This window comes from Rhodococcus cerastii (assembly GCF_033042195.1).
GTDB lineage: Bacteria > Actinomycetota > Actinomycetes > Mycobacteriales > Mycobacteriaceae > Rhodococcoides.
Genome location: NZ_JAWLKF010000012.1, coordinates 65,266 through 86,972 on the forward strand (window position 1 = coordinate 65,266; position 21,707 = coordinate 86,972).

At 65.8% G+C, this 21,707-nt stretch carries 18 protein-coding genes; 15 read left to right on the plus strand and 3 right to left on the minus strand.

The annotated features are described in order from the left end of the window. The first annotated feature begins 33 nt into the window (after positions 1–33). From R3P93_RS18950 to R3P93_RS19005, 12 genes are all read left to right on the plus strand, one after another. On the plus strand, positions 34–291 hold the full coding sequence (locus R3P93_RS18950; protein WP_032396368.1) for an acyl carrier protein: 258 nt from the start codon (positions 34–36) through the stop codon (positions 289–291). Between the two features lie 4 nt (positions 292–295). Next, positions 296–1,450 (plus strand): acyl-CoA dehydrogenase family protein, encoded by a 1,155-nt coding sequence (locus tag R3P93_RS18955; RefSeq protein ID WP_317533774.1) that lies wholly within the window; start codon positions 296–298, stop codon positions 1,448–1,450. After that, positions 1,450–2,397 carry an amino acid--[acyl-carrier-protein] ligase gene (locus R3P93_RS18960; RefSeq protein WP_068055441.1) on the plus strand — a complete coding sequence of 316 codons (948 nt, stop codon included), beginning with the start codon at positions 1,450–1,452 and terminating at the stop codon, positions 2,395–2,397. The genes R3P93_RS18955 and R3P93_RS18960 overlap by 1 nt, the downstream gene beginning before the upstream one ends. Before the next feature lie 42 nt (positions 2,398–2,439). After that, entirely contained in the window at positions 2,440–4,212 is a 1,773-nt protein-coding gene (locus R3P93_RS18965) for an alpha/beta fold hydrolase (protein WP_231893801.1), read from the plus strand. Beyond that, positions 4,209–5,891: a lipopolysaccharide biosynthesis protein gene (locus R3P93_RS18970; RefSeq protein ID WP_197478142.1), complete on the plus strand. Its 1,683-nt coding sequence runs from the start codon at positions 4,209–4,211 to the stop codon at positions 5,889–5,891. The genes R3P93_RS18965 and R3P93_RS18970 overlap by 4 nt, the downstream gene beginning before the upstream one ends. After that, entirely contained in the window at positions 5,888–7,168 is a 1,281-nt protein-coding gene (locus R3P93_RS18975) for a hypothetical protein (RefSeq protein ID WP_317533775.1), read from the plus strand. The genes R3P93_RS18970 and R3P93_RS18975 overlap by 4 nt, the downstream gene beginning before the upstream one ends. After that, positions 7,165–7,875: a DUF998 domain-containing protein gene (locus R3P93_RS18980; RefSeq protein ID WP_094686911.1), complete on the plus strand. Its 711-nt coding sequence runs from the start codon at positions 7,165–7,167 to the stop codon at positions 7,873–7,875. Before R3P93_RS18975 ends, R3P93_RS18980 begins: the two co-directional genes overlap by 4 nt. Continuing rightward, positions 7,872–8,852, plus strand: coding sequence for a glycoside hydrolase family 16 protein (locus tag R3P93_RS18985; protein WP_317533776.1), 981 nt, complete (start codon positions 7,872–7,874; stop codon positions 8,850–8,852). The genes R3P93_RS18980 and R3P93_RS18985 overlap by 4 nt, the downstream gene beginning before the upstream one ends. A gap of 47 nt (positions 8,853–8,899) precedes the next feature. After that, positions 8,900–10,186, plus strand: a complete 1,287-nt coding sequence (locus R3P93_RS18990) for a glycosyltransferase family 2 protein (protein WP_255183129.1) — start codon at positions 8,900–8,902, stop codon at positions 10,184–10,186. Further along, complete coding sequence (locus R3P93_RS18995; RefSeq protein WP_094686912.1) at positions 10,167–12,416, plus strand: hypothetical protein; 2,250 nt, start codon at positions 10,167–10,169, stop codon at positions 12,414–12,416. Before R3P93_RS18990 ends, R3P93_RS18995 begins: the two co-directional genes overlap by 20 nt. Before the next feature lie 213 nt (positions 12,417–12,629). Beyond that, positions 12,630–13,487: a glycosyltransferase family 2 protein gene (locus tag R3P93_RS19000; RefSeq protein WP_121871042.1), complete on the plus strand. Its 858-nt coding sequence runs from the start codon at positions 12,630–12,632 to the stop codon at positions 13,485–13,487. Then, entirely contained in the window at positions 13,484–14,446 is a 963-nt protein-coding gene (locus tag R3P93_RS19005; protein WP_121871043.1) for a glycosyltransferase family 2 protein, read from the plus strand. Before R3P93_RS19000 ends, R3P93_RS19005 begins: the two co-directional genes overlap by 4 nt. A gap of 58 nt (positions 14,447–14,504) precedes the next feature. Here the strand turns inward: R3P93_RS19005 and R3P93_RS19010 are convergent, their stop codons facing one another. Both R3P93_RS19010 and R3P93_RS19015 read right to left on the minus strand, forming a co-directional pair. Beyond that, positions 14,505–16,910: a glycoside hydrolase family 2 protein gene (locus R3P93_RS19010; protein WP_121871044.1), complete on the minus strand. Its 2,406-nt coding sequence runs from the start codon at positions 16,908–16,910 to the stop codon at positions 14,505–14,507. Beyond that, a complete protein-coding gene (locus R3P93_RS19015) occupies positions 16,907–17,911 on the minus strand; it encodes a DUF1839 family protein (RefSeq protein WP_121871045.1) in 1,005 nt (334 codons plus the stop codon). The genes R3P93_RS19010 and R3P93_RS19015 overlap by 4 nt, the downstream gene beginning before the upstream one ends. Positions 17,912–18,269: 358 nt before the next feature. Between R3P93_RS19015 and R3P93_RS19020 the strand changes: the two genes are divergently transcribed. Continuing rightward, the gene (locus tag R3P93_RS19020; RefSeq protein ID WP_121871046.1) at positions 18,270–19,208 is read left to right on the plus strand and encodes an endonuclease/exonuclease/phosphatase family protein; all 939 of its coding nucleotides are present in this window, start codon (positions 18,270–18,272) and stop codon (positions 19,206–19,208) included. 10 nt (positions 19,209–19,218) lie between these two features. On the opposite strand, the gene R3P93_RS19025 is transcribed toward R3P93_RS19020, so the two are convergent. Continuing rightward, on the minus strand, positions 19,219–20,562 hold the full coding sequence (locus tag R3P93_RS19025; protein ID WP_317533777.1) for an Hsp70 family protein: 1,344 nt from the start codon (positions 20,560–20,562) through the stop codon (positions 19,219–19,221). 143 nt (positions 20,563–20,705) lie between these two features. Here R3P93_RS19025 and R3P93_RS19030 point away from each other — a divergent pair, with 143 nt between their 5' ends. Together R3P93_RS19030 and R3P93_RS19035 are read left to right on the plus strand one after the other, a co-directional pair. Further along, entirely contained in the window at positions 20,706–21,215 is a 510-nt protein-coding gene (locus R3P93_RS19030; RefSeq protein WP_317533778.1) for an arsenate reductase/protein-tyrosine-phosphatase family protein, read from the plus strand. Between the two features lie 90 nt (positions 21,216–21,305). After that, positions 21,306–21,695: a hypothetical protein gene (locus R3P93_RS19035; RefSeq protein WP_317533779.1), complete on the plus strand. Its 390-nt coding sequence runs from the start codon at positions 21,306–21,308 to the stop codon at positions 21,693–21,695. Positions 21,696–21,707 lie beyond the last annotated feature (12 nt).

Here is a 21,707-nt window from a genome sequence, read left to right on the forward strand (position 1 = left end):
GTCTCGTGGTTAACGCGATCGGTGGAGGTTTCGATGCAGACGCTCAATGCTCACGACGTGGTTCGAGTGCGAACCGTTCTGGAGAAATTCGGAAAGCTGCCGGTCCCCGTTGAGGGCATCGACGAAGCTGCCGATCTCTACGACAGCGGCCTCACCTCGCACGCCAGCGTCAACGTGATGATCGCGCTCGAGGACGAGTTCGACGTCGAATTCCCCGACACCATGCTGCAGAAGTCGACGTTCGGCAGCATCAACGCGATCGCCGCGGCCATCGCCCAGCTGACGGACTGAGGCCATGACCACCGTCTACGAGAGCTCGATCGACCAGTCGATCACCGACGTGCTGGCCGTACTGCGGACCTACGCCGACGAGGTCGATCGCGATGCCCGTTTTCCCACCGAATCGGTGGATGCGCTGCGCGACGCCGGCCTGCTCGGGGTCGGAATTCCGCGGGAGTTCGGCGGAGGCGGGGCAACACTGACCGACATAGCCCGGATCTCGCGCGCCCTCGGTGCCGAGTGCGCATCGACCGCGATGATCTTCGTGATGCACCAGTCACAGGTGCTCAGCATCGTCCGCCACGGCAAGTCCGACGCCATGGCAGACCTGCAGCGTCGCATCGTGACCGATCGCATACTGGTGGCGTCGGCCACCACCGAGATCAACATCGGCGGCGACGTCCGCTCGAGCAGTTGTGCGGTGGAGTACGACGGTGAGCAGATCACGCTCAGCAGGAACGCACCGGTCATCTCCTACGGCGAGTACGCGCAGATCGTGTTGGCGACGGCGCGGCGCAGCGTCGACAGCCCGCCGAGCGATCAGGTGCTCGTGGTGTGCGAGAAGCCCGACGTGACGCTCGTCAAGACCGGCACCTGGGACACCCTCGGCTTTCGCGGCACCTGCAGCCCCGGCTTCATGCTGGACGCGCGCACGACGACGTCGAACATCCTGGGCGACAACTACGGCGACATCTCCGCTCAGACCATGCTTCCGGTAGCGCACGTGCTGTGGGGATCTGCGTGGCTCGGCATCGCCGACGCGGCGGTCACCAAGGCGCGCAAGTCGGTGCAGAAGGCCGCACGCAAGACTCCGGGAACGCCGCCGCCGAGCGCGCTGCGTCTCGCGGAGCTGATGGTGGTGCACGAGCAGTTGGTGGACACGGTGTTCGGTGCCGCAGCCAAGTTCGAGGCCGTCTCCGAGAGCTCCGCCGAGCTCGGAGCCATCGGTTTCGCACTCAAGATCAACAACGTCAAGGTCACCGCGTCGACGCTCGTCATCGACATCGTCGGCAAGGCACTGCAGATCTGCGGCATCTCCGGGTACCGACAGGACGGCGAGATGAGCATCGGCCGTCATCTTCGGGACGCGCACGGGTCCGCGATCATGGTCAGCAACGAACGCATCCTGGGGCACAACGCCCAGCTCTCCCTCGTCTACAAGGGCAAATGATGACCACCACACACTCCGCACCGGAAACAGACATCAGCGAACTCGACTCGGCCCGAGCCGCTTTCCGCGCCGAGCTCGTCGACGCCGGCTTGCTGGTCCCCAGCTCGATCCCCGGATTGTACGGGCGCAGTGGCGAATTCGAGGACATCATCGAGTTCGTCGATGCCCGCGTCACCGAGGCAGGCGTCGCCGAACACGGCCGTCAGGCCACTCGATTCCGGTTCGCACCGGTCTTCCCTCGGGAAGCCTTCGAGCGCACCGACTACATCGCGTCGTTCCCCAACCTCACCGGCGCCATCAACACGTTCGAGGGCGACAACAAGGAACACGCTGCGTTGTTGGCGGAACGATCCGACGGCAAGGACTGGGATCACTTCCTGCATTCGGCGGGCACCATGCTGGTCTCGGCTGCCTGCCATCCGTCGTACTCGATGCTCACCGGCACGCTGCCCGACGAGGGCACGCTGATGGACATCTACGGCTACTGCTTCCGGCACGAGCCCGCGGTGGATCCGGCTCGGATGCAGGCATTTCGGATGCACGAGTTCGTTCGAGTCGGCACCCCCGAAGACGCGATCGCACACCGCGAACGCTGGGTACCGCGCGGTCTCCAGGTGCTGGCAGATCTGGGGTTGGAAGCCGAGGCGGTCATCGCCAACGACCCGTTCTTCGGTCGCGCCGGACGCATGCTCGCGGCGAACCAGCGCAACGAGAACCTCAAGACCGAACTGGTCGTCAAGCTCTACGGAGATCTCGACGAGGGCACCGCGGTCGTCTCGTGCAACTGCCACCGCGATCACTTCGGGCACACCTTCGGCATCGAGACCGTCGACGGCGAACCGGCCCACAGCGCCTGCGTCGGCTTCGGCATGGAACGCATCGCCCTGGCGATGCTCCGCACCCATGGACTCGATCGATCGGCCTGGCCTGCCGCACTGCGCAACTGATCGATACCGCTTCACCCGTGTACGTACACGAAGGACCAAACTGTGAACAGTTCCCGCACCGCTCCCCGGCGCATCGGCTCAGTTCCCGCCGAGTGCTCTTCGCGTACGGCGGGCGGCAAGTACCCGATGTGGTTCGGCCCGGCCGACTCACCGCTGTTCGGCACCGTCCACGTGCCGTCCGGCGGTCGGGCGCGCGGCGGTGTGGTGCTGTGCCCACCACTGGGCAAGGAACAGGTCGATTCGTATCGCGGCATGACCCTGCTCGCGCAGAAGCTGTGTGCGCAGGGACTTCTGGTGCTGCGGTTCGACTATCGCGGCACCGGGGATTCGTGGGGCGATCAGGATCAGCCCGACGCGGTGGCGCACTGGCAGCGCAGCATCGTCGAAGCCGTCGCCTACGTTCGTGGTTGCGGGGTGAACGACGTCGGTCTCGTGGGTCTGCGCGTCGGTGCCTTGTTGGCGTGTTCGGTCGCCGCCGAGTGTGGCCCGCTCACCGCGATGACGCTGTGGGATCCGGTGGTCAGAGGACGGTCGTATCTGCACGAGCAGCGCGCGCTGTATTCGGTGAGCGTGACCACCGACTCCGACGCAGATCCCAGGGTGTCGATCATCGGCGCTGTGCTGCATCCCGATTCGGCTGCCGATTTCTCCGTGCTCGATGCCGCGAAGACGAGAACGGACGCGCCGGTGCTGGTGGCCACGCGCGCCGAGCGAGCCGATACCAAGCCGGTACGCAGGGTCGTCGAGACTCTCTCGGCTCAGGAACACACACTGACCGCGCACGACGACTTTCTCGAGCCGAGTGATTTCGAGGTCGTCATCCCGACGTCCGACATCTCCTACCTCGCGACGTGGACGGCTTCGAAGTTCCCCGCGACGCCCGCGGCCGACGTCGCGGTGGAGCGTCGATCGCGATCAGTGGTCGACGGAATTCAGGAGAGCATCGAATACCTGGGCGCACAGCAGCTTTTCGCGATTCGGTCGTCCTCGGATCTGTGCCTGCCCGGAGGACCGACCGTGGTGTTGTATCCCACCGCCAACGAGCACCGTGTCGGTCCGGTCCGTATGTGGGTGGAACTGGCGCGGCTACTGCCTCGCTTCGGAGTGGCCACGGTGCGTTTCGATCGTCGCGGCACCGGCGAAAGCGGAACCGTGGCCGATACGGAGTTGACCCGGCTCTACAGCGACGAGGGCAACGAGGATGCACTCACCGCCGTCCGGCAGTCTGGGTCGACCCCGGACAACGTCCTGGTGGCCGGAATGTGCTCGGGCTCCTGGTATTCCAGCTTCGCCGCCCGGGAACTGGGGGTTCGTGCCGCAGTACTGCTCAACACCCTGGACTGGACCACTCGTCGACTCGAATTCGTCAAGCGTTCCTCGATGCACATCGAGGAGACGGGACTGAAGGCTCGCGCACTCGACCGTCTGCACCACTGGGGTGTACGGACCAAGAATGCACTGCAGCCGCGAATCCCGTATGCCCTGTGGATCTGGCTCGGCCGGCGCGGATTGATCCAGGTTCCCGAGATCTCGTTGCGCATTCTCAGCGACCGCCGGGTGCAGACACGAGTTCTGCTCTCCCCCAACGACACCGCCTGGTTCGAGGCCAATCGGGGCCCGGAGGGAATGCGCCGGCTCCAGCGCCGATCGTCCGTGCCCACCGTCACCTCGTTCGAGTCCGGTGATCACTCGCTCTACGGTCGCGACCTGCGCGAGAACGTCCGAGCCGAACTTCTCGCGGCCACTGCTGCTGCGTTCGACCTCGAGATCACTGCTCCGTCGCCTCCCGTGCCGGTGGGGAAGGTTCGGTTGTGAAGCACCGCGCTCCCAGGATTGCGCCACCCAAACACGAGCAGCTCGAACAACTTCGGTGGTACCCGGTCGAACCGGCGCGGTTCGACCTGGGCCTGATGAACAGCCCGACGATGCCGGTGCCGACCGTGCCTCGGCACAATCCCGTTCACTCGGTCGATGTGTCTCCGATCGCCGACCCCGTCGAGCATCCGGCACCCGAGACGGGACCGGGTTCGAAGGCGTCCGATCGCAACCTCGCGCTCAACTCGATGGCCCTGATGCTGTCGACGGCCATCACCGGCGCACTCGGCCTGCTGTTCTGGGCTGCGGCCGGTCGGCTCTATCCCGTGGCCGAGGTGGGCAGCGCGTCGGCGGTCATCACCTCCGCGGTGATGCTCTCCACGTTGTCCAATCTGAGCCTCGGTTCGATGTACGAGCGATTCCTGCCGATCTCGGGCCGGTTGGCCAAGTCGTTCATCGTGCGCGGCTACCTCACCGTCACCGCGTTCGCGTTCGTGCTCGGCGGCGGCTTCCTGCTGGTCGCGCCGGTGGACGAGATGTTCACCAATACCGCCGAAATCGTCTCGTTCCCGTTCTTCGTCGCAGTGCTCGCGGTGTTCGCGCTGCAGGATCAGACCTCCTCCGGCCTGGGCGTCGCCCGATGGGCGGCCGCCAAGAACGTCTTTCACGCCGTCTTCAAGTTCGTGTTGTTGTTGGCGCTCTTCTCGACCGAGCGCAGTACCTCGATCATCTCCGCCTGGGCCGTCCCCGCGATCGTGGCGTCGATCTTCGTCCTGCGCGCGATCCTGAAGAACGTCCGCACCGAACAGCGGTACGCCGGCAAGCCGGATCTGCCGCCCCGGCGTGAGATGTGGGCGTACTTCGGTTCGGCGTACGGCATCACCGCGCTCGGCTCGCTCGCTCCGCTGCTCGTGCCGATGATCGTCGTCGCCACCCTCGGTGCCGAGCAGAACGCCTACTTCTCGCTCACCTGGTCGATCGTCAGTGCTCTGTACATTCTGATCAGCGTGTTGATCGGACCGTACGTCGCCGAGGTCGCTGCCCACCCCGCGCAGTTCCACCGCCTGACGAAGCGGTTCATGACCCTGGTCTGCATCGTCGCGGTGGGTGGGTCGATCTTCCTGGCGTTCGTCGCGCCGTTCGGACTCGGCCTGATCGGACAGGGTTATCGCGATCAGGGCACCATCATCGTGCAGTTGGCCGCGCTGACCATCCCGCTCTCCGTCGTCGGTTCCCTGTACGACGGTTTGGCTCGGGTCCGTCGGCGCATGCGACTGGCCGTGATCGTGCAGGTGGTGGCCACCTCGATCATCATCGGCGGTTCGGTGGCACTGTCGTCGTCGATGGGCATCGCGGCCGTCGGCTGGGCGTACCTCGCCGCGGAGGCGTTCGGCGCACTCGTTCTGATCGTGCCGCTCGTCCGATGGATTCGTGAGCTGTCCGCAGGCAGCAACGGCGAGTCCGGTGACGACCAGGGCCCGTCGGGCTCCCCCGGACCTCGCGGGCCGATCGACGACAGCGATGCCCGTCCACCTCGATCGCGTCATCGCGAGCCCCGCCACGGCGAGCCACGCCACGCCGAACCGCCTCGCCGCGAGCCACAGGACGGCCGGCCGCAGCTCGACGAACCGTCACCGCGTCGCATCCCTGTCCACGCTCAACACAGGACGGCACCATGACTCAGACCTATCGCGCCAGCTCACTGGACATGCTTCGGTCCGATTCGCGCATCGTGACCGTGCTGGGACCCGCGGACTTCGGTGATCTCGCACGAGTGCGGAGCCGGGTACTCGCACTGGCCTCGATCGGTCCTGCGACGCGGCTGGGCCTGCGCGCCGACCAGTCTTCGGTCGGCTGGGTCTACGAGCCGGAGCGGGTGGTCGAGCACATCGTCGAGGGACCCGCCGTCGATCACGAGCAGTTGGCCAAGGAGCTCACCGAGTTCTCGCACGCGTCCGTTCCCGAGATCACTCTGCGGATCCGTCTGGCCGGTCGCTACCTGTTCCTCGATCTCAATCACGGTATCGGCGACGCTCTGTTGCCGGTCGACCTGTTCGCCTACTTGGCCGACGCACGTCCCGACGCCCCGCTCCCGGCGTGGGCGAGTAGGCCCGTCGACGGTCATCCTCTCCGAAAAGCACTGTTGCGCTGGATCGTTCGAAATCCCAGGAAAGTCTTGGACACGATCCACGACCGCGTTCGTCCCGGCCCGAACCCGGAATACGCAGCCACCGCGCCTGCGCCGGACACCGCGTCGCCGACGGCATTTCGGCCGTGGGCACCGTCCGCGGCGGTGGCCACCGTAGTGACGCAGTCGGGTACCACCGATGCGATCCGGCGGTGGCGGGAATCCCACCTGCCCGGCGCGAGCGTCAGCGCGGTGATGTGTGCCGCCGTGGCTGCGGCGTTCGCGCGCACGTCGTTGTCGCTCGATCGTTCCGCGGCGTTTCTGTTCGACTGCCGCCGCTATCTTCCACCGTCGACGGTGGTGCTCGGCAACTTCGCGGCCGGGATCCGTTTCTCCGACATCGATCCCACCTCGGCCGGGGAGGTGCACGGGGCACTGTCCGGTGCCATCGCCAAGGGCCGTCCCATCGCATCCGCGACGATCAGCACCATCAGGTACAAGCGTGAACACAAGGCCGTCTCCGGGGTGTTCGGAGACAAAGTTCCGGTTCGCCCCAGAGTTCAGCTCATGTACTCCGATCTCGGTAGGGTCAGGCAGTTGGAGCAGGTCTCCTGGGTTGCCGAGCCCGCCGACCGCGCCTTCTTCGTGATCGCCGATCCGGGACTACCGGAGTCGGTGATGATCACGATGGAGACCATCGGTTCGGTCGTGTTCGTCTCGGCGTCGTTCCACGACAATGTTTTCGATCGCCACACAGTGCAAGCCGCACTCGATCTCGTAGCAGCGAACCCCCTCGCATTGCTGGCCCCTCAGGAGAAGACCGCATGACCATCGAAGCGAAGCGCCCCACCGAACCCGAAGCGAACAGTCCGACGTCGAGCACCGTTGCGCCTGCAACGAAGCGATCGGTCTTCGTTGCCCACGTCGCTCGGTGGGCGGGCTTGTCGGTGGTGCAGTTCGTTCTCGTCGAGTACATCGTCTCGGCCACGTGGCGGGGTCTCTACAGCTACCGGAACAACTACATCAGCGAGCTCGGAGTTCCCTTCTGCGGGCCTACCGGCAACTGGCCGTGCAGCCAGCTCTACGTGCTGCTGAACGCCTCGATGGTGCTGTTCGGTGTGGCAATCGCCGCGGTGGGCGCATCCTGGTACATCGTTCGCCGGATCGACGGCAGGGCCGCGTCGTTCTTCCTCGTGGCCGGCGCGGGTGCCATGACCGCCGGCTTGGTCAACCAGGGCGTGAACTACCCCATTCACTCGTTCGGAGCCACCGCGTTCTTCATCTTCGGAAACTTCGGCCTCGTCGTCGCAGGCGGGCACCGGAGTCTGCCGCGCGGTATTCGCATCGTCGTGACCGCGCTCGGTGCCGTCGGTCTGGCCGGTTACTTCGCCTACATGAGCGGTCACGAGTTCGGTCTCGGTATCGGAAGCATGGAACGCATCGCCACCTATGCGCTTCTCGTGGGCATAGTCGTGCTGTCGGTCTCGCAGTTCAACGCGACGCGAGTTCCGAAGAACGTCGACGAGACCGCGTGAGTCGTCATGCCGCATCGAGCCACGAGTCCGGAACGGGGACCGTCGAGGTTTCGCGGCTGCCAGGAACCGGGCTCATCGTCGAGCCTCCACGTCGACGCTGGCCTTCCGTTCTGGCGTTCCTCGTCGTTCTGGGTCTGGTCGTCGCCGGAACCGTGTACGGGATGACGCAGCGCTCGGACGAAGCCGACCCCGACTCCACTGCGCAGGGCACCGTCGACGCCACCTCCACGACGTCGGCGTCCAATACCGAAGCCGCCAAGCCCGGATTCACCGTCTACGACGACTTCTCGGGCACGGCGGGCGATGCCATGTCGGACGACCGTTGGAGTCACGATGTCGGACAGACCGGTTGGGGCAACAACGAGAAGCAGGACTACACCGATTCGACCGAGAACTCGTCTCTCGACGGTGACGGCCACATGGTCATCAACGCGATGCGCAACGGTGACGGGTACACCTCGGCCCGAGTGACCACCAAGGACAAGTTCGAGTTCACCTACGGCCGCATCGAGGCCAGGATCAAGATGCCGGCCGGAGCCGGACTGCATCCGGCGTTCTGGATGCTCGGTACCGACCTGGACTCGGTCGGCTGGCCGCTGTCCGGCGAGATCGACATCATGGAGACGTTGAACCAGGCCGATCAATACCACACCGGAATCCATGCGCCCCAACCCGATTCGTTGACCAGCCAGAAGGTGGACGCAGGCGGGATTCCGCCCGAGCCACTGTCCGAGAACTTCCATACCTACTGGGTAGAGCGCTCTCCCGGCCGCGTGACCACCGGCATCGACGGCACCACCTTGGCCACGATCACTCCGGCAGACCTCACCGGCGGCAACGACTACTGGGTCTTCGACAAGCCGTTCTTCCTGCTGTTCAACGTCGCCGTCGCCGGTGACTGGCCCGGCCCCACCGACAACTCCACGCCGTTCCCGGCGACCATGGCGGTCGACTGGGTGCGGTATCGCGCCGACTGAGACCCCGCTCCACCTGCCCGTACGTGTCACCCGAAAGGACCCTCCCCGTGTTACCTCCCGCGCTCCCCAGACTGCAGTCTCCCGAATGGGACGGTGCCGTGTGGATCGGTGACATCGACCTGGAGCAGGATCTTCCGGACTCTCTCGTACTCGACGGTTCCGACGGTTACCACCGTGCCCGGTTGCTGATCCGACGCGGACCCGACCCGCTGGGCTTCGTCGAACTCGATGTCGTCGACGGCGCGGTCGCGGCAGACGATGCACGGAGGGCGGCGATGTCGCTCGCCCAGGTTCCGATGCCCGATGCCGTTCCCGAGACCGATCGAGCGTTGCCGCCGATCACCGTGGTGATCTGCACTCGTGACCGAGTCGATCATCTGCAGGGCGCGCTCGCGTCGGTGTCCGCTCTGGACTACCCGGATTTCGAGGTGGTCGTCGTCGACAATGCGTCTCCGACCGACGCCACGCAGCAGTACGTTCGCGGGTTGGACGACTCCCGTGTTCGCGTCGTGTCCGAGCCGACGGCGGGTCTGTCGAGAGCCAGGAACACGGGGTTACGAGCAGCGCGGCACGACATCGTCGCCTTCACCGACGACGACGTCGCCGTCGACGCGAGGTGGTTGCGCAGCATCGCCCGCGGCTTCGGGCGGGCCGAGCGGGTCACGTGCGTGTCCGGCATCGTGCCGAGTGGGGAGATCCGCACTCAGGCGCAGGCGTACTTCGATCGCCGCGTCGGATGGGCGAGTTCGGTGACGCCCCGGGTCTACGACCTGAAGAATCCACCGGCCGACGTGCCGCTGTTTCCGTTCCAGGTCGGGATGTACGGAACCGGAGCCAATTTCGCGGTCGACCGCGGACGGATGTTCGATCTGGGAGGATTCGACGAGGCATTGGGAGTGGGATCGCCGACCAACGGCGGTGAGGATCTCGACATGTTCTTCCGGGTGCTGATGGCCGGCGACAAGCTGGTGTACGAGCCTGCGGCCATCGTGTGGCACCGTCACCGCGCCGATCCCGAGGCGTTGGCGGTCCAGGCGCGCGGGTACGGACTCGGGCTCGGCGCGTGGCTGTACACGGTCGCCACCGACCGCAGATCCGCGAGCCTCGCGGCGAAGGTTGCCGCCCGCCGACTCGGCAGCGCAATTCGGTTGTCGGCCAAGATGAGCAAGGTCGCCTCCCCTCCCGACGATCTCGCTGCCGACCTGCCCGACGGTATCGGCCGGATGGAACTGCTCTCCATCGCCAAGGGCCCCGCGGCCATCCGGCGCAGCAGGCGCGAAGGTCGCGAGCGCACTCCGCTGGCGGGGGTGAGCCGTGAACCTGTCCTCGACTGATTCCGGATACCGGTCCATCGCAGATCTGCGGCACAAGCTGTTCGTTCCGTCCGACTGGACCGATTGGCCCGTCGGCACCACCGACTCCGCTGCAGGCACACGGCGGCGCGCGGGTAGCCGATTGCGCTACTCCGACATCAGCGTCCTCGCCGCCCTGTCCGGCCTGGCCTCGATGATCGCGCTGCCGACGCTGGTTCGCGTCGTGCTTCTGACGGTCCTGCTGTTCTTCGGACCCGGTGCCGCGATCCTGTCGTGGGTGCGCATCCCGCGCACCGCGGTTCCTGCCGCCCTGCCGATTCTGAGTATCTCGGTGGTGACACTGATGGTGTCGGCGGCGATGTGGGGCTACCGCTGGTCGCCCCGGATGTGGACGTTGTGGCTGTGCCTGGCCCTGATCGGCTCGTCGGTGCTCTGGTACCGCAAGCACGGCCGTCCCGACCTGCCGGTCTGGGTGGCGCAGGCACGTGAGGTCGTCTCGCCGTCGTCGCGAACGTCCGCCCTCGCTTCCGTGAAATTCGCTCTGACCGACCGAGAGACGTTGCGACGCAATGTTGCCGGCCTGATTCTGGCGTTGGCGTTCTTTCTGTGGCTGCCGTTGTTGCCCGGTCTCGAGCGCGCAACGTACTCGCAGTTCGGGCTGCTGACCGCCGGAACCGGCCCTGGTTTGGTGCTGTGCATGGTGCTGATAATGGCGGCGTTCCTGATCGCGCTGCGGCGTCATCAGCTGCGCACCATGCTGCTCGCCATCGGCCTGGCCATCGTGGTGCAGCGATTCACCGTCACCCTCGTCACCTCCGCTCCGATCTACGACTGGACGTACAAGCACGTCGCCGTCACCGAGTTCGTGCTCGATCTGAACCGACTGGCTCCGAGCGGCGTCGACATCTACAGCGAGTGGCCCAGCTTCTTCCTCGTCTCGGCCTGGTTCCAGCACGTCACCGGATACGACACGCTGGCTCTGGCGCACGTGTTCGCGCCGATGATCCACGTGGTGCTCGCGGCGGCCGTCTACGGACTGGCGCGGGTCATGAAGTTCGACAAACGCGCCGCGATCACGGCGGCGATGCTCGCCGAGGTCATCAACTGGGTGGGCCAGGACTACTACTCACCGCAGGCGTGGGCCGTTCTGCTCGCCGTGGGCTTCCTGGCGCTGCTGATGTCCTCCTCGCTCACCCGGTCCGCGGCGTTCCTGTCGATCGTTCCGTTCGCGGCGCTGGTCCCCACGCACCAGCTGACGCCGTACTGGCTGATGGCCGTCACCGGCGTGCTGCTGGTGACGCGGCGAGCCAAGCCGTGGTGGTTGATGATTCCTCTCGGGATCATCCTGCTCGGATACCTGTATCCGCGACTGCCGATCGTGGCACCGTACGGACTCTTCCAGGGGTTCGACCCCGTACAGAACGCCGCGAGCAACGTCGAGGCGGAGGGCGTGCTCGGCAAACAGATCACGTCCCTGGTCTGCCGCGCACTGTCCGGCGGGGTGTTCGTGCTGGCGTTCGTCTCGGCGATCTACGCCTGGCGTACCAAGAAGACGTTCTGGGCACCGATGGTGATGGCGTTCGGATCGATCATGCTGCTCGCCGGGCAGAGCTACGGCGGCGAAGCGATCTTCCGGGTGTACCTGTACGCGATTCCCGGCTGCGTGCTGTTGATCACGCCGCTGTTCCTGGCCCTGTTCGATCGCAAGCCCTCCCAGGATCGCCCGTCCCGGGCCCGCAGGCTCACCGCCCGGACATCGGTTGCGGTCGCGACGGCCGGGGCTCTCGGCAGTGCCGTGCTGGGCTTGCAGAGCTACTTCGGCCTGTGGCCGATCGTGCTCGAACACCGCGACCAGATCGACGACGCCCGCGCGGTCGCCGCACAGTCACCGTCCGGCACCGCGGTCACGATGCTGTACTCCTCGGGCTACCCGGCCCGGTCGACGTCGGACTACGGGCGCCTGACGGAGGCCAACGAGTACTGGGACGTCCCGCTCTACGCGCTGGGCCCCGAGTACATGGAAGGATTCCCGACGCCGGAGAAGCTCGGCCAGATCGACTACAACGCGTCGGTCAGCGACACACCCACCTACATGGTCCTGACCCGTCAGTCGCTCGAGGCGATGCAGTACTACGGGTTCGTCGCCGACGACGCGGTCGCACGTTTCCGGCAGTGGCTCGCCACCAACTCGGCGTGGTCGGTGCGGTATCAGGACACCAACACGATCGTCTACCAGTACCGATCGCGTTGATCTCGTCACAAACTATGACGTGTATCTCCAAACAATCTCCCAGTTGGTTTGTTCGCGGCTTGACAAACTCGTAGCTTCTTTTAAGCTTGCTTTCAGTCAAAGGAAACAGGTTCTTACGCTTCGGAACGAACGTCAGGACACTGTCTGTGGATGCGGCGGGGGTCGATTCACGGAGTTCGGAGACATCTGCCCATCGCACTCGACCCATGTGGAATGGATATGTTGAATCGTCAGAATCCCCGCGTCAGTGTCGTCATCCCGACGCTCAACGAGGCCGCGAACCTTCGCCACGTCCTCCCCCTGCTCTCTCACGACTACGAGCTCGTGCTGGTCGACGGTGGATCCGTCGACGGCACCATCGACGCGGCACGCGAGATCCGCGGTGACATTCGCATCATCAAGCAGACCCGCAAGGGCAAGGGCAACGCGCTCGCCTGCGGCTTCGAGGCCGCTACCGGTGACATCATCGTCATGTTCGACGCCGACGGTTCCGCCGATGCTGCCGAGATCCCGCGCTTCGTCGACGCCTTGATCGCCGGTGCCGACTTCGCCAAGGGCAGCCGGTTCTGCGAGGGTGGCGGAAGCCACGACATCACGCCGCTGCGCCGCGCCGGCAACGGTGGCCTGCACCTCGTGGCCAACACGCTCTTCGGAACTCGCTTCTCGGATCTCTGCTACGGCTACAACGCCTTCTGGCGCGATCTGGTGCCGGTCCTAGACCTGCCCGTAGTCGATCAGCCGGGTGCCGAGGGCATGATGCTCTGGGGCGACGGTTTCGAGATCGAGACCATCATCAACTGCCGCTTCGCCGAGGCGTCCGTGCGCATCGAGGAAGTGCCGAGCGTCGAGCTGGCCCGCATCTACGGCCAGAGCAATCTGCGCACCTTCTCCGACGGCTTCCGGGTGCTACGCACCCTGATGACCGAGCGCTTGCGGGCACGCAAGATCGCCCGCAAGTCCATCGCCCGTCCGTTGCGAGAGTCGATCGACGCCCGTACCGACATGGACCTCGAGTTCGAGGCTCTGGAGTCGTACAACGAGGTTCTCGAACTCCGCGAGAAGACGGCGTGAGTCTGCCGACTTCCTCGGTTGTCATCTGCGCGTACACGTTGGCTCGATGGTCCGAACTCCGGGCCGCCGTATCGGCCGTCCTCGATCAGGATGTGCCTGCCGACGAACTGATCATCGTCATCGATCACAATGCGCAACTGGCCGAACGTGCACGCGACGAGTTCTCGCCGCTGCACCGGACCGTGAACGTGGTGGAGAACAACCACCCTCGCGGCCTCTCGGGAGCGCGCAACACCTCGCTCGATCTTGCAACCGGTGAGATCGTCGTCTTCTTGGACGACGACGCGTCACCGCGCACCACAGAGTGGCTCGGAGCCATTCTGTCCCATTACTCGGACGATGCCGTGTACGCCGTTGGGGGCTCTGCATACCCGGTATGGCCGGACAAGCGTCCGGCCTTCTTACCGGCCGAGGTAGTGGGTGAACCCGGCGAACTCGATTGGGTCGTCGGGTGCACCTACCGCGGGCAGCCAACGGAAACCGCCCAGGTCCGCAATCTCATGGGCGCGAACATGTCGTTCCGCCGTGAGCCCGTCGTCGCACTCGGCGGATTCGTCTCCGGCATCGGCCGGATCGGACGCGTCCCGCTCGGCTGCGAGGAGACGGAGCTGTGCATCCGACTGCGCCAGACGCATCCGGACGCGCAGATCGTGTTCGATCCATCGATCGTCGTCGATCACACGGTCAGTGCCGACCGCACTCGTCCGCGCTACCTCATCACGCGCAGCTACGCCGAGGGCGTGTCCAAGGCCGCCATCGCCCGGTTGATCGGGGCCGAGGACGCACTGTCCTCGGAGCGGGCCTACACCGCCAAGATCCTGCCTCGCGCAGTCGGCCGGGAGACCAGCGCCGCTGTGCGCGGCAACCCGGCACGCGCGTGGGGTGCGATGGCCGTGGTCGCCAGTGTCGGGGCGGCCGGAATCGGCTATGCCCGAGGCAAACTCAGCACGAGCCGCTAGCGGCACGTGCACGAAACTTCGTAGCCCACTACGAATTTCTGCTCACGACCCAGGCTGCTCACGGCCGCGGTGCCACCGAGGCCCGCTCGATCGAATTCAGCGCGCGCACATGTCCGCGCGGGGCACTCGCGCCACGACCGACGAGAGTCAGCGTACGAGGTTCGTTCGGTGCCAGGTGGAACCACGAGTCGGATACCTCGAAGCCGTCGATGTCGACGCAGACGTACTGCGCAGGCCAGTCGGACCGGACAGTCAATTCCCATGTTCCAGAATCTCTTTCGGTGACCTCTGCGGTCAATCCCACCGTGTTCTGACGGCTCTGCGCGCCGACGAGCGCGGTGGTTCGCGTCACCTCCACGCCGCTGTCGTCCAGTAACGCGGCCGTGACGGCGGAGTAGGTTCGACTGCCGAAGCGGTAGGCGTGGTTGACGTCGGTGAAGGTGCCGACGATGGAATCCACCGTCACTGCGATGGACCCGTTCGCTGGGGCGTTCACCGTGCGCTCGAACTCGTGGCTGCCGCGAGAAGCGTGCAACACCAATCGGATAGTGCCCGAGAGTGCCGGTCCGTCGTTGACCAGTTCCACCGAGTAGCCGTCGAGTCCGTTGTCGGACAACAGCAGTGCCACCGGGGCGCTTGCCCGCGCCAACGCGTAGAAGGGAGCCTTGGGCACGCCGGCGGTATCGACGATGCCCCAGCCTGCGCCGGGCACAGTATCTCGTAGCGTCAGCACGAGGGCTCCGGCACACCCCGAGGATGCTCGACGCCAGTGGCCGAACGCTTCGGTGAACGCTTCGACGATCGCCGCCCTACCGTAATCGAGGTACAGTTCTGCGTCGTCGCGCCGAATCAGGTGGGGGTCGACGCCGAAGATCGTGCGTACGTAGTGATCTCGCACATCCTCGAAATCCCAGGACGAGCCGCGGTCACGTGGGATCGCGGCCTTCCAGTCCGGGTGGTGACCGGCGACGGCCGCGGACCCGAAGAATTTCTCCACCTGCGCCCGTTCCGGGGGGACTGCGAAGGCCAGACACTCTGCTGCGAAACGCACGCCGGCAGTGCGGATATCGGACAGTGGTCGGAGGTAGCCGCCCACCCCGAAGTAGTGCGCGATGCCGTCGCCCACATGCGTGTGCAACTCGCCCTGAGCACTGGACGGGCTCGATGTCACGTATGCGACTCCGGGTACACGATCGGCGAGGAATTCGGGAATAATGCTGTCCAGCATCACCATTCGTTGATCGTCGGCTGCAATCCCCAACATCGTGGGTTGCTGCTGAGTCTCACTTCCGCCACTGACGACAACCAGGGCCGGGTTGGCCGAGACGGCGTCTGCGAATGCGCCGAGCTCGCGGGTGACCGCTGCGGTGTACGTGTCATCGGTGGGCGGGTCGATGGTGCCGAACATGACGTCCTGCCACACCATGATGCCCAATTCTGCGCACAGGGACCAGAATTCGGGCTGCTCGTACACCAGGGTGCCGACGACGCGCACCATGTTCAGGCCCGCCGATCGGAACTGCTCGAGCGCCGCCCGCAGATCGGGCTCCGGCGACCACAACCGCACCGGGTCCAGCGGGGTCCACGTTCCTCCGCGGCAGAAGACGCTCTCGCCGTTGACCGTCAGTACTGCGCCGCCGGCCGTACGGTCCAGATCCACCGTACGAAACCCGACGACGCCCATGGAATGCAGGGTGCCGTCCACCTCGAGCGCGACGCGATACGTTCGCGGTCGGCCGTGTGTGTGGGGCCACCAGAGTTCGACGTCGGGCAGCGTCACCGCCGAGTCGATACGCTCGACGGTTCCGAGCTCGAAGGCCCTGTCGTCGATCATGATTCGAGCCACCCCCGGAGCATCCAGGTCGGCGCGCAGTGCGACGATGCCGTCCGTACCGGATACCGTCGTCGACAGGGCGACGCGACGAACCTCGGGGATCACCGTCATCGACACCGGGCGCCAAAGTCCGACGGGTACCGGAAGGGGCCCGTACACGGGTGCGCGTCCGAGCATGGTCGTCCGCTCGTGTCGCAGCCCTTGGGCAGCGATCAGCGACGATCGCCACCGACCGCGGGGGCGTCGAGACTTCAGATGTGCTGCCAGCGATTCGATGTGGACGGCGATGGTGACGGTGTCACCACAGTCCGACAGATCGAGAGTCTCGGGAACGAACATCGAGGTCACGGTCCTGCGATGAATACCATCGATCCAGATCTGAGCACGGGTCGCGATGCCACCGAATCTCGCTCGCACCCGGCGATGGCCGCCGGTGGAGACGTCGGCGACGAACCACCAGTCGTGGTCGTCCGGATTCACTGCGAGTGCGTGCCCCAGCGCGGTGGCAACCGTGCCCGGCACCACCGCGTCGATCCAGTCGAGCTCGTCCGGTAGGTCGCCGGGGGCGAGAACGGAACCGGCGTCGGTTCGGGCCAGCCGCCACCGAGCGCCGTCGAGCAGATCGATCACGTGCCCAATGCACCTGCAACGATGTCCATGGCCGCCGTCCAGTTCTTGCTCATCTCGATCAGCGGCTCGTCGAGCACCACATCCCGGCCACGTGCGGCGCGGGCCATCCGGAACTGAACGGCCTTGGCACCGGAGGCCGCGTCGAGGAAATACGGAGCGGCCGCGGCGGCACCCGTCACGCCTCTGCCTTCGAGGTAGTGCACGTAGTTGGCCGCGAGTTCTGCCGTTGCACCGAATTGGCGGAGCAGGCCGAACGACCACAGGTGGAATGCGTCGGGACCCGCGGTCTGCACGAGCGGGATGTCGGCGATGACGCGGCGGGCCAGTGCATCGACCGGATTGCCCGGAGCGCGGCGGGCCAGGTGTGCGCGAGCGACATCGAGATCACGATCCTCGAAACCGGCGTCGAGCACGGTGGAGTCCACTTTGATCTGCTCGACGTACGGCAGCAACACCTCGGCATGCGGTTCCGGAGCGAGATTGAAGATCCCGTCGAAATCGGCTCCGGTGAGCTCGAAGTAGCCGCGATTGTGGAAGTACCCCATCACCTTGCCCTCGCGATCGACGAGGTTCGGCACGATGGTGGTCTTGGTGTGCTGATTGCGGTAACTGGTCCCCGCGGTGTCGGGCAGCCAGAAGCCGTCGACCTCCACGGTGACGTGGATGCCGTCTTCCAGGCCTTCGACGACGTGCTCGAGTACAGGACGCCACACGTTCATCTCAGCGACGCCGATGCCGTACAGGGCGCGGAGGTCCTCGGGCGCGATCTTCACGAAGTCCCACTGTCGCCCGTCGCATCCCGCGCTCAGCACGAAGGCGAGCGCAGGAGTGGGATCGGCACCGAAGGAGTGCAGAACTTCGATCCACAGGTCGACGTAGCAATTGGTTTCGGTCCAGATGCGGTCGTGATTGTGTATCGGGTGTGGCCGGTAACTGATGGGGTCGAGTTCGAGGACTCGTAGGCTGGTCCCGAGCCTGTCCAGCACTGCATCGTTCGACATGAAGCCTCTCCTACCGGATCGAATGTCGGACGGTCCCCGAGCCGCATTTGTCCGTATTGCCTGTATCCAGGCCCCTAATCCTAACGAATCGGTTTGTTCTTCGCACTCGATCGGACGGTAGGATTGTTTTTGCCCGGGCAAACTATTTTCTGGGCCACCATCTCGACAACAACGACATCCGCCCCCGGTAACGGGGGCAATCACAGAGCGAGCAGTCGGTTCCGCGCCGGTAATGCTGGTGCGCAGCTTGTTCGTGATGGCACTTGCATAGAGGCTCTGAGCTGGGCACATGCCGAGTGTAGACAACACCTGACACATCCATGCCCAACTCGGGCACGCAATAGGAGGCACGAGCGCGATGCGCCGTTTCGCGTCCAGCGCAGCGCTGGTCATCGGCTGGGCTCTGCTCGCTGTCGTATTCGGAATGTTCCTCGTTCGCCAGGTTGGTGTGACGGAGATCACTTTTGTTGCGTTCGTCGTCGGGGCACCGTATCTCGGTGTCGCCTCGATCATCGCCGTGATCCTGTTCGCCGCAGCGCGCTCCCGCATCGGGTCGGCAGTCGCAGTACTGCTCACCGTCGCCGTCGTCGGCGTCCAGGTGCCGATGTTCCTCGCCGACGGCCCGGACAACACCGGCCCTGAACTGTCGGTCCTGACGATCAACGTCGCGCACGGCGACGCCGACGCCGAGTCCATCGTCGACGCGGTGCGCAGCAATGACGTCGACATTCTCGCGGTACAGGAACTGACCCCGGAGGAAGTGACCGATCTACAGGCCGCGGGTATCGAGGACCTATTGCCGTTCTCCTTCACCGCTGCACTCCCGGTGGCCGATGGCACCGGGCTGTGGAGCCGCACCCCGTTGACCGACGGCACCCGCCTCGACAACTTCGGATTCGTACCGGTCCAGGCGAAAACCACCGTCGACGGGCAGGATCTGACCGTCGTCTCGTTCCACGCGATGTCTCCTGCCACGCCGCGCCACACCACCGAGTGGGACGCCGACCTGGCCCGGATGCGGTCGATCATGGACACCTACCAGGGCACCGTGCTCGTCGCGGGCGATTTCAACGCCACCAACGACCATCGGCAGTTCCGCACGTTGGCGTCGTCCCCGTTCTCCGACGCGGCAGACGGGGCGGGCGCGGGACTGTTCCGCACGTTCCCGTCGGAGCGTCCGCTCGCGCGTTTGGACCATGTGGTGACGAGTGAGAACGTCCGCGCCCGGTCGGTCGAGCCCGTGGCGATCCCGGAGAGCGATCACCTGGCGGTTCTCGCGGAGTTGCAGCTGCCCTGACCTCGGGTGTCTAGAAGCGGGGCAACTCGATCACCGGTGGCGGGGGCAGCTGGATCTGCGGCAGGCCGGGTATCAGCGGCGGCGGGGCGGGCGCGGGCGCGGGTGCGACGGGCGGCACGTATTCCGGCTCGGAGTAGGTGCGGGCCGGGGCCTGAGCGGCCTCGGTGGTCGGCGGAACGGTGGTGGTCGGCGGCGCGGTGGTAGTCGGCGCGCTCGTCCTCGGCGTCGTGGGATCGGCGGTGGCAGGCGTACTCGTCTCCGCCGGGGCACTCGTCGGTTCCGTGGAACTGCCGCCGTACCCGAGGGACAACCCGAGCGCAGCGACAGCAACGAGGCCACCTGCGACGAGCACGGCACCGCGCACCTTGCGCTTGGAATCGGCGGGCTTGTCGGCAACGGGCTCGGGGCTCAACCAATCCGGAGCCCCGGTCAACGATGCGGGACCGGACGGAGACTGCCGAACGCCCGGCTGCGGGGTCGGTTGACGCGGTGCATCGGCCACCGGGGTCGCGAGCAGCGCTGCGCCGCGTGCGGCCACCGATTCCGGGTTCGCCGGGGTCACTACGGGGAGGCCGATCCACGCACTGAGAATCGATTCGACCAGCGGAATGCGTGCTCCGCCGCCGATGAGGAAGAGAGCGTCGACGTGCTTGGGTGAACGACCGATCACGTCACGCACCAACCGCGCCGAGTACTCGATGGGAACGGTCACCAGGGACTCGAACGCCTCGCGCGAGATCAGGATCACGCCGCCGTCACCGGGTAGGCACACCGCGCCGCTGGTCGACAGCTGCTCCTTGGCCACGCGGCACCGTGCGGTGAACTCGCTCAGTTCCTGATTGTCGGCAATGTCGACGCCCTGCTTGGCGAGCTGATTGTCCGAGATGAGGCGATCGAAATCGTCACCGCTGATGTCGATGGTGCGCTCGGCGAGCAGAACCTGCCCGGTACCGCGATCGATCACGCTGATCGTCAATCCGGAGCTGCCGAGATCGTAGAGAGCGATGGTGCCGAAGTGTCCCAGCTCTCCCGACGCCTCGAGGTACTGCAACGCTGCTCGCGCCTCGGGAACCAGTCGGTAGTTGTAGAGCCGCTGACTCGCCATCGCCTGCTGGATCTCGCCGAACTGCTGCTGGTCCCGGTACGCGACACCGGTTGCTTGCACCGGCCCACCGTCGCCCGGCTGCGAGAGCACGACGCCGATCGATTCGGCGGCCAGTTCCTCCGCGCGGTCCCAGTAGGCGTCGACGGTGTCGTGGTGGAAATCGAGGCGACCCGGATCCTGAGGGCGCGCGTCGGGACGAGCCATGCGCACTGCACTGGCCCCCACCGACACACCGAGAACTTCGGTCATTACCCGCCTTCGGTCGACTTCCCCGTGAACACACGCCGAGACTCATTGTCACGAACGAGTCTCGATCCCCCTGCCAATGGCTCACTGTAGCGCGTCCCGTGGTGCACAGTGCAGCACCCGACCACAGCACTACAGTTGCGGCCATGCGCGTTCTGTTCGTCTGCACCGGGAACATCTGCCGATCGCCCACAGCCGAGCGACTTGCGGCCGCATTCGCGCGTGAAGGTGGGTTCGAGCTGACCGCGAGCAGCGCCGGAACGCAGGGCTTGACCGGACACGCCATGGACCCGACGGCTGCGACGGTGCTGACGCAGCTCGGCGGTGACCCGGACGGTTTTGTTGCCCGACGCCTCACGCCCGCGATCGCTGCCGACGCCGACCTCGTTCTGACGATGACGGCGGCACATCGCGATGCCGTCCTGGCGCTTGCACCGCGGCAGATGCGTCGCACCTTCACTCTGCTGGAGGCGTCGGGCCTCGTCGCCGCATCGGGCGCGCAGTCCATCGCGACCCTGGCCGACGCACGGGCGGTGCACCGTGTCGACACACTCGACATCGGCGATCCGTACCGGCGTGATCACTCGGTGTACGAACAGGCCGGGGAGTCCATCGCGGAGGCGCTGCCCCATGTTCTGCGGTTGTCGACGCAGTGAACGTCCATCTCTCACCGCCCCGCTCGCTGAGGTAACGTTCTCGCATCATTGCCGACCATCCGGGTCCGGCCACGGCGTTAGGGTCTGTGCATGCGCGACAAGGTCATCGCGTCGGCAGCAGTGGCGAGCGCCGGAGTGGCAGTCGCAGTCGGCTTGACCATCGGTGCTCTCGGTGGCGCGTTCGACGACACGAGCCAGACCGTTCGTCCGCCCGCTCTGAAGTCGGACAGTCTGAGTTCGGTCGAGACGACACCGACGTCGACGATCGTCATCGTGCCGCCCTCGCCCACCTGGCAGGTCGCGGTACCCACCACTGCTCGTCCCACGACGACCACTCCGGATCGGTCCGAGACCACGACGCGAAGCCCGCGCCGAACCCCGTCCTCGGATCGAACGACCACCACCACCTCCGCGGAAAATTCGGACGATTCCGACGACGAGAGCAGCACCACCGAATCCGAATCCGACTCCGGGCGCTAGGCACCGGCCGAG

Coding starts and splice junctions, on each gene's coding strand:
- R3P93_RS18950 (WP_032396368.1), top strand. CDS start 34: ATGCAGACGCTCAATGCTCACGACGTGGTTCGAGTGCGAACCGTTCTG.
- R3P93_RS18955 (WP_317533774.1), top strand. CDS start 296: ATGACCACCGTCTACGAGAGCTCGATCGACCAGTCGATCACCGACGTG.
- R3P93_RS18960 (WP_068055441.1), top strand. CDS start 1,450: ATGACCACCACACACTCCGCACCGGAAACAGACATCAGCGAACTCGAC.
- R3P93_RS18975 (WP_317533775.1), top strand. CDS start 5,888: ATGACTCAGACCTATCGCGCCAGCTCACTGGACATGCTTCGGTCCGAT.
- R3P93_RS18980 (WP_094686911.1), top strand. CDS start 7,165: ATGACCATCGAAGCGAAGCGCCCCACCGAACCCGAAGCGAACAGTCCG.
- R3P93_RS19000 (WP_121871042.1), top strand. CDS start 12,630: ATGGATATGTTGAATCGTCAGAATCCCCGCGTCAGTGTCGTCATCCCG.
- R3P93_RS19015 (WP_121871045.1), bottom strand. CDS start 17,911: ATGTCGAACGATGCAGTGCTGGACAGGCTCGGGACCAGCCTACGAGTC.
- R3P93_RS19020 (WP_121871046.1), top strand. CDS start 18,270: ATGCGCCGTTTCGCGTCCAGCGCAGCGCTGGTCATCGGCTGGGCTCTG.
- R3P93_RS19025 (WP_317533777.1), bottom strand. CDS start 20,562: ATGACCGAAGTTCTCGGTGTGTCGGTGGGGGCCAGTGCAGTGCGCATG.
- R3P93_RS19030 (WP_317533778.1), top strand. CDS start 20,706: ATGCGCGTTCTGTTCGTCTGCACCGGGAACATCTGCCGATCGCCCACA.
- R3P93_RS19035 (WP_317533779.1), top strand. CDS start 21,306: ATGCGCGACAAGGTCATCGCGTCGGCAGCAGTGGCGAGCGCCGGAGTG.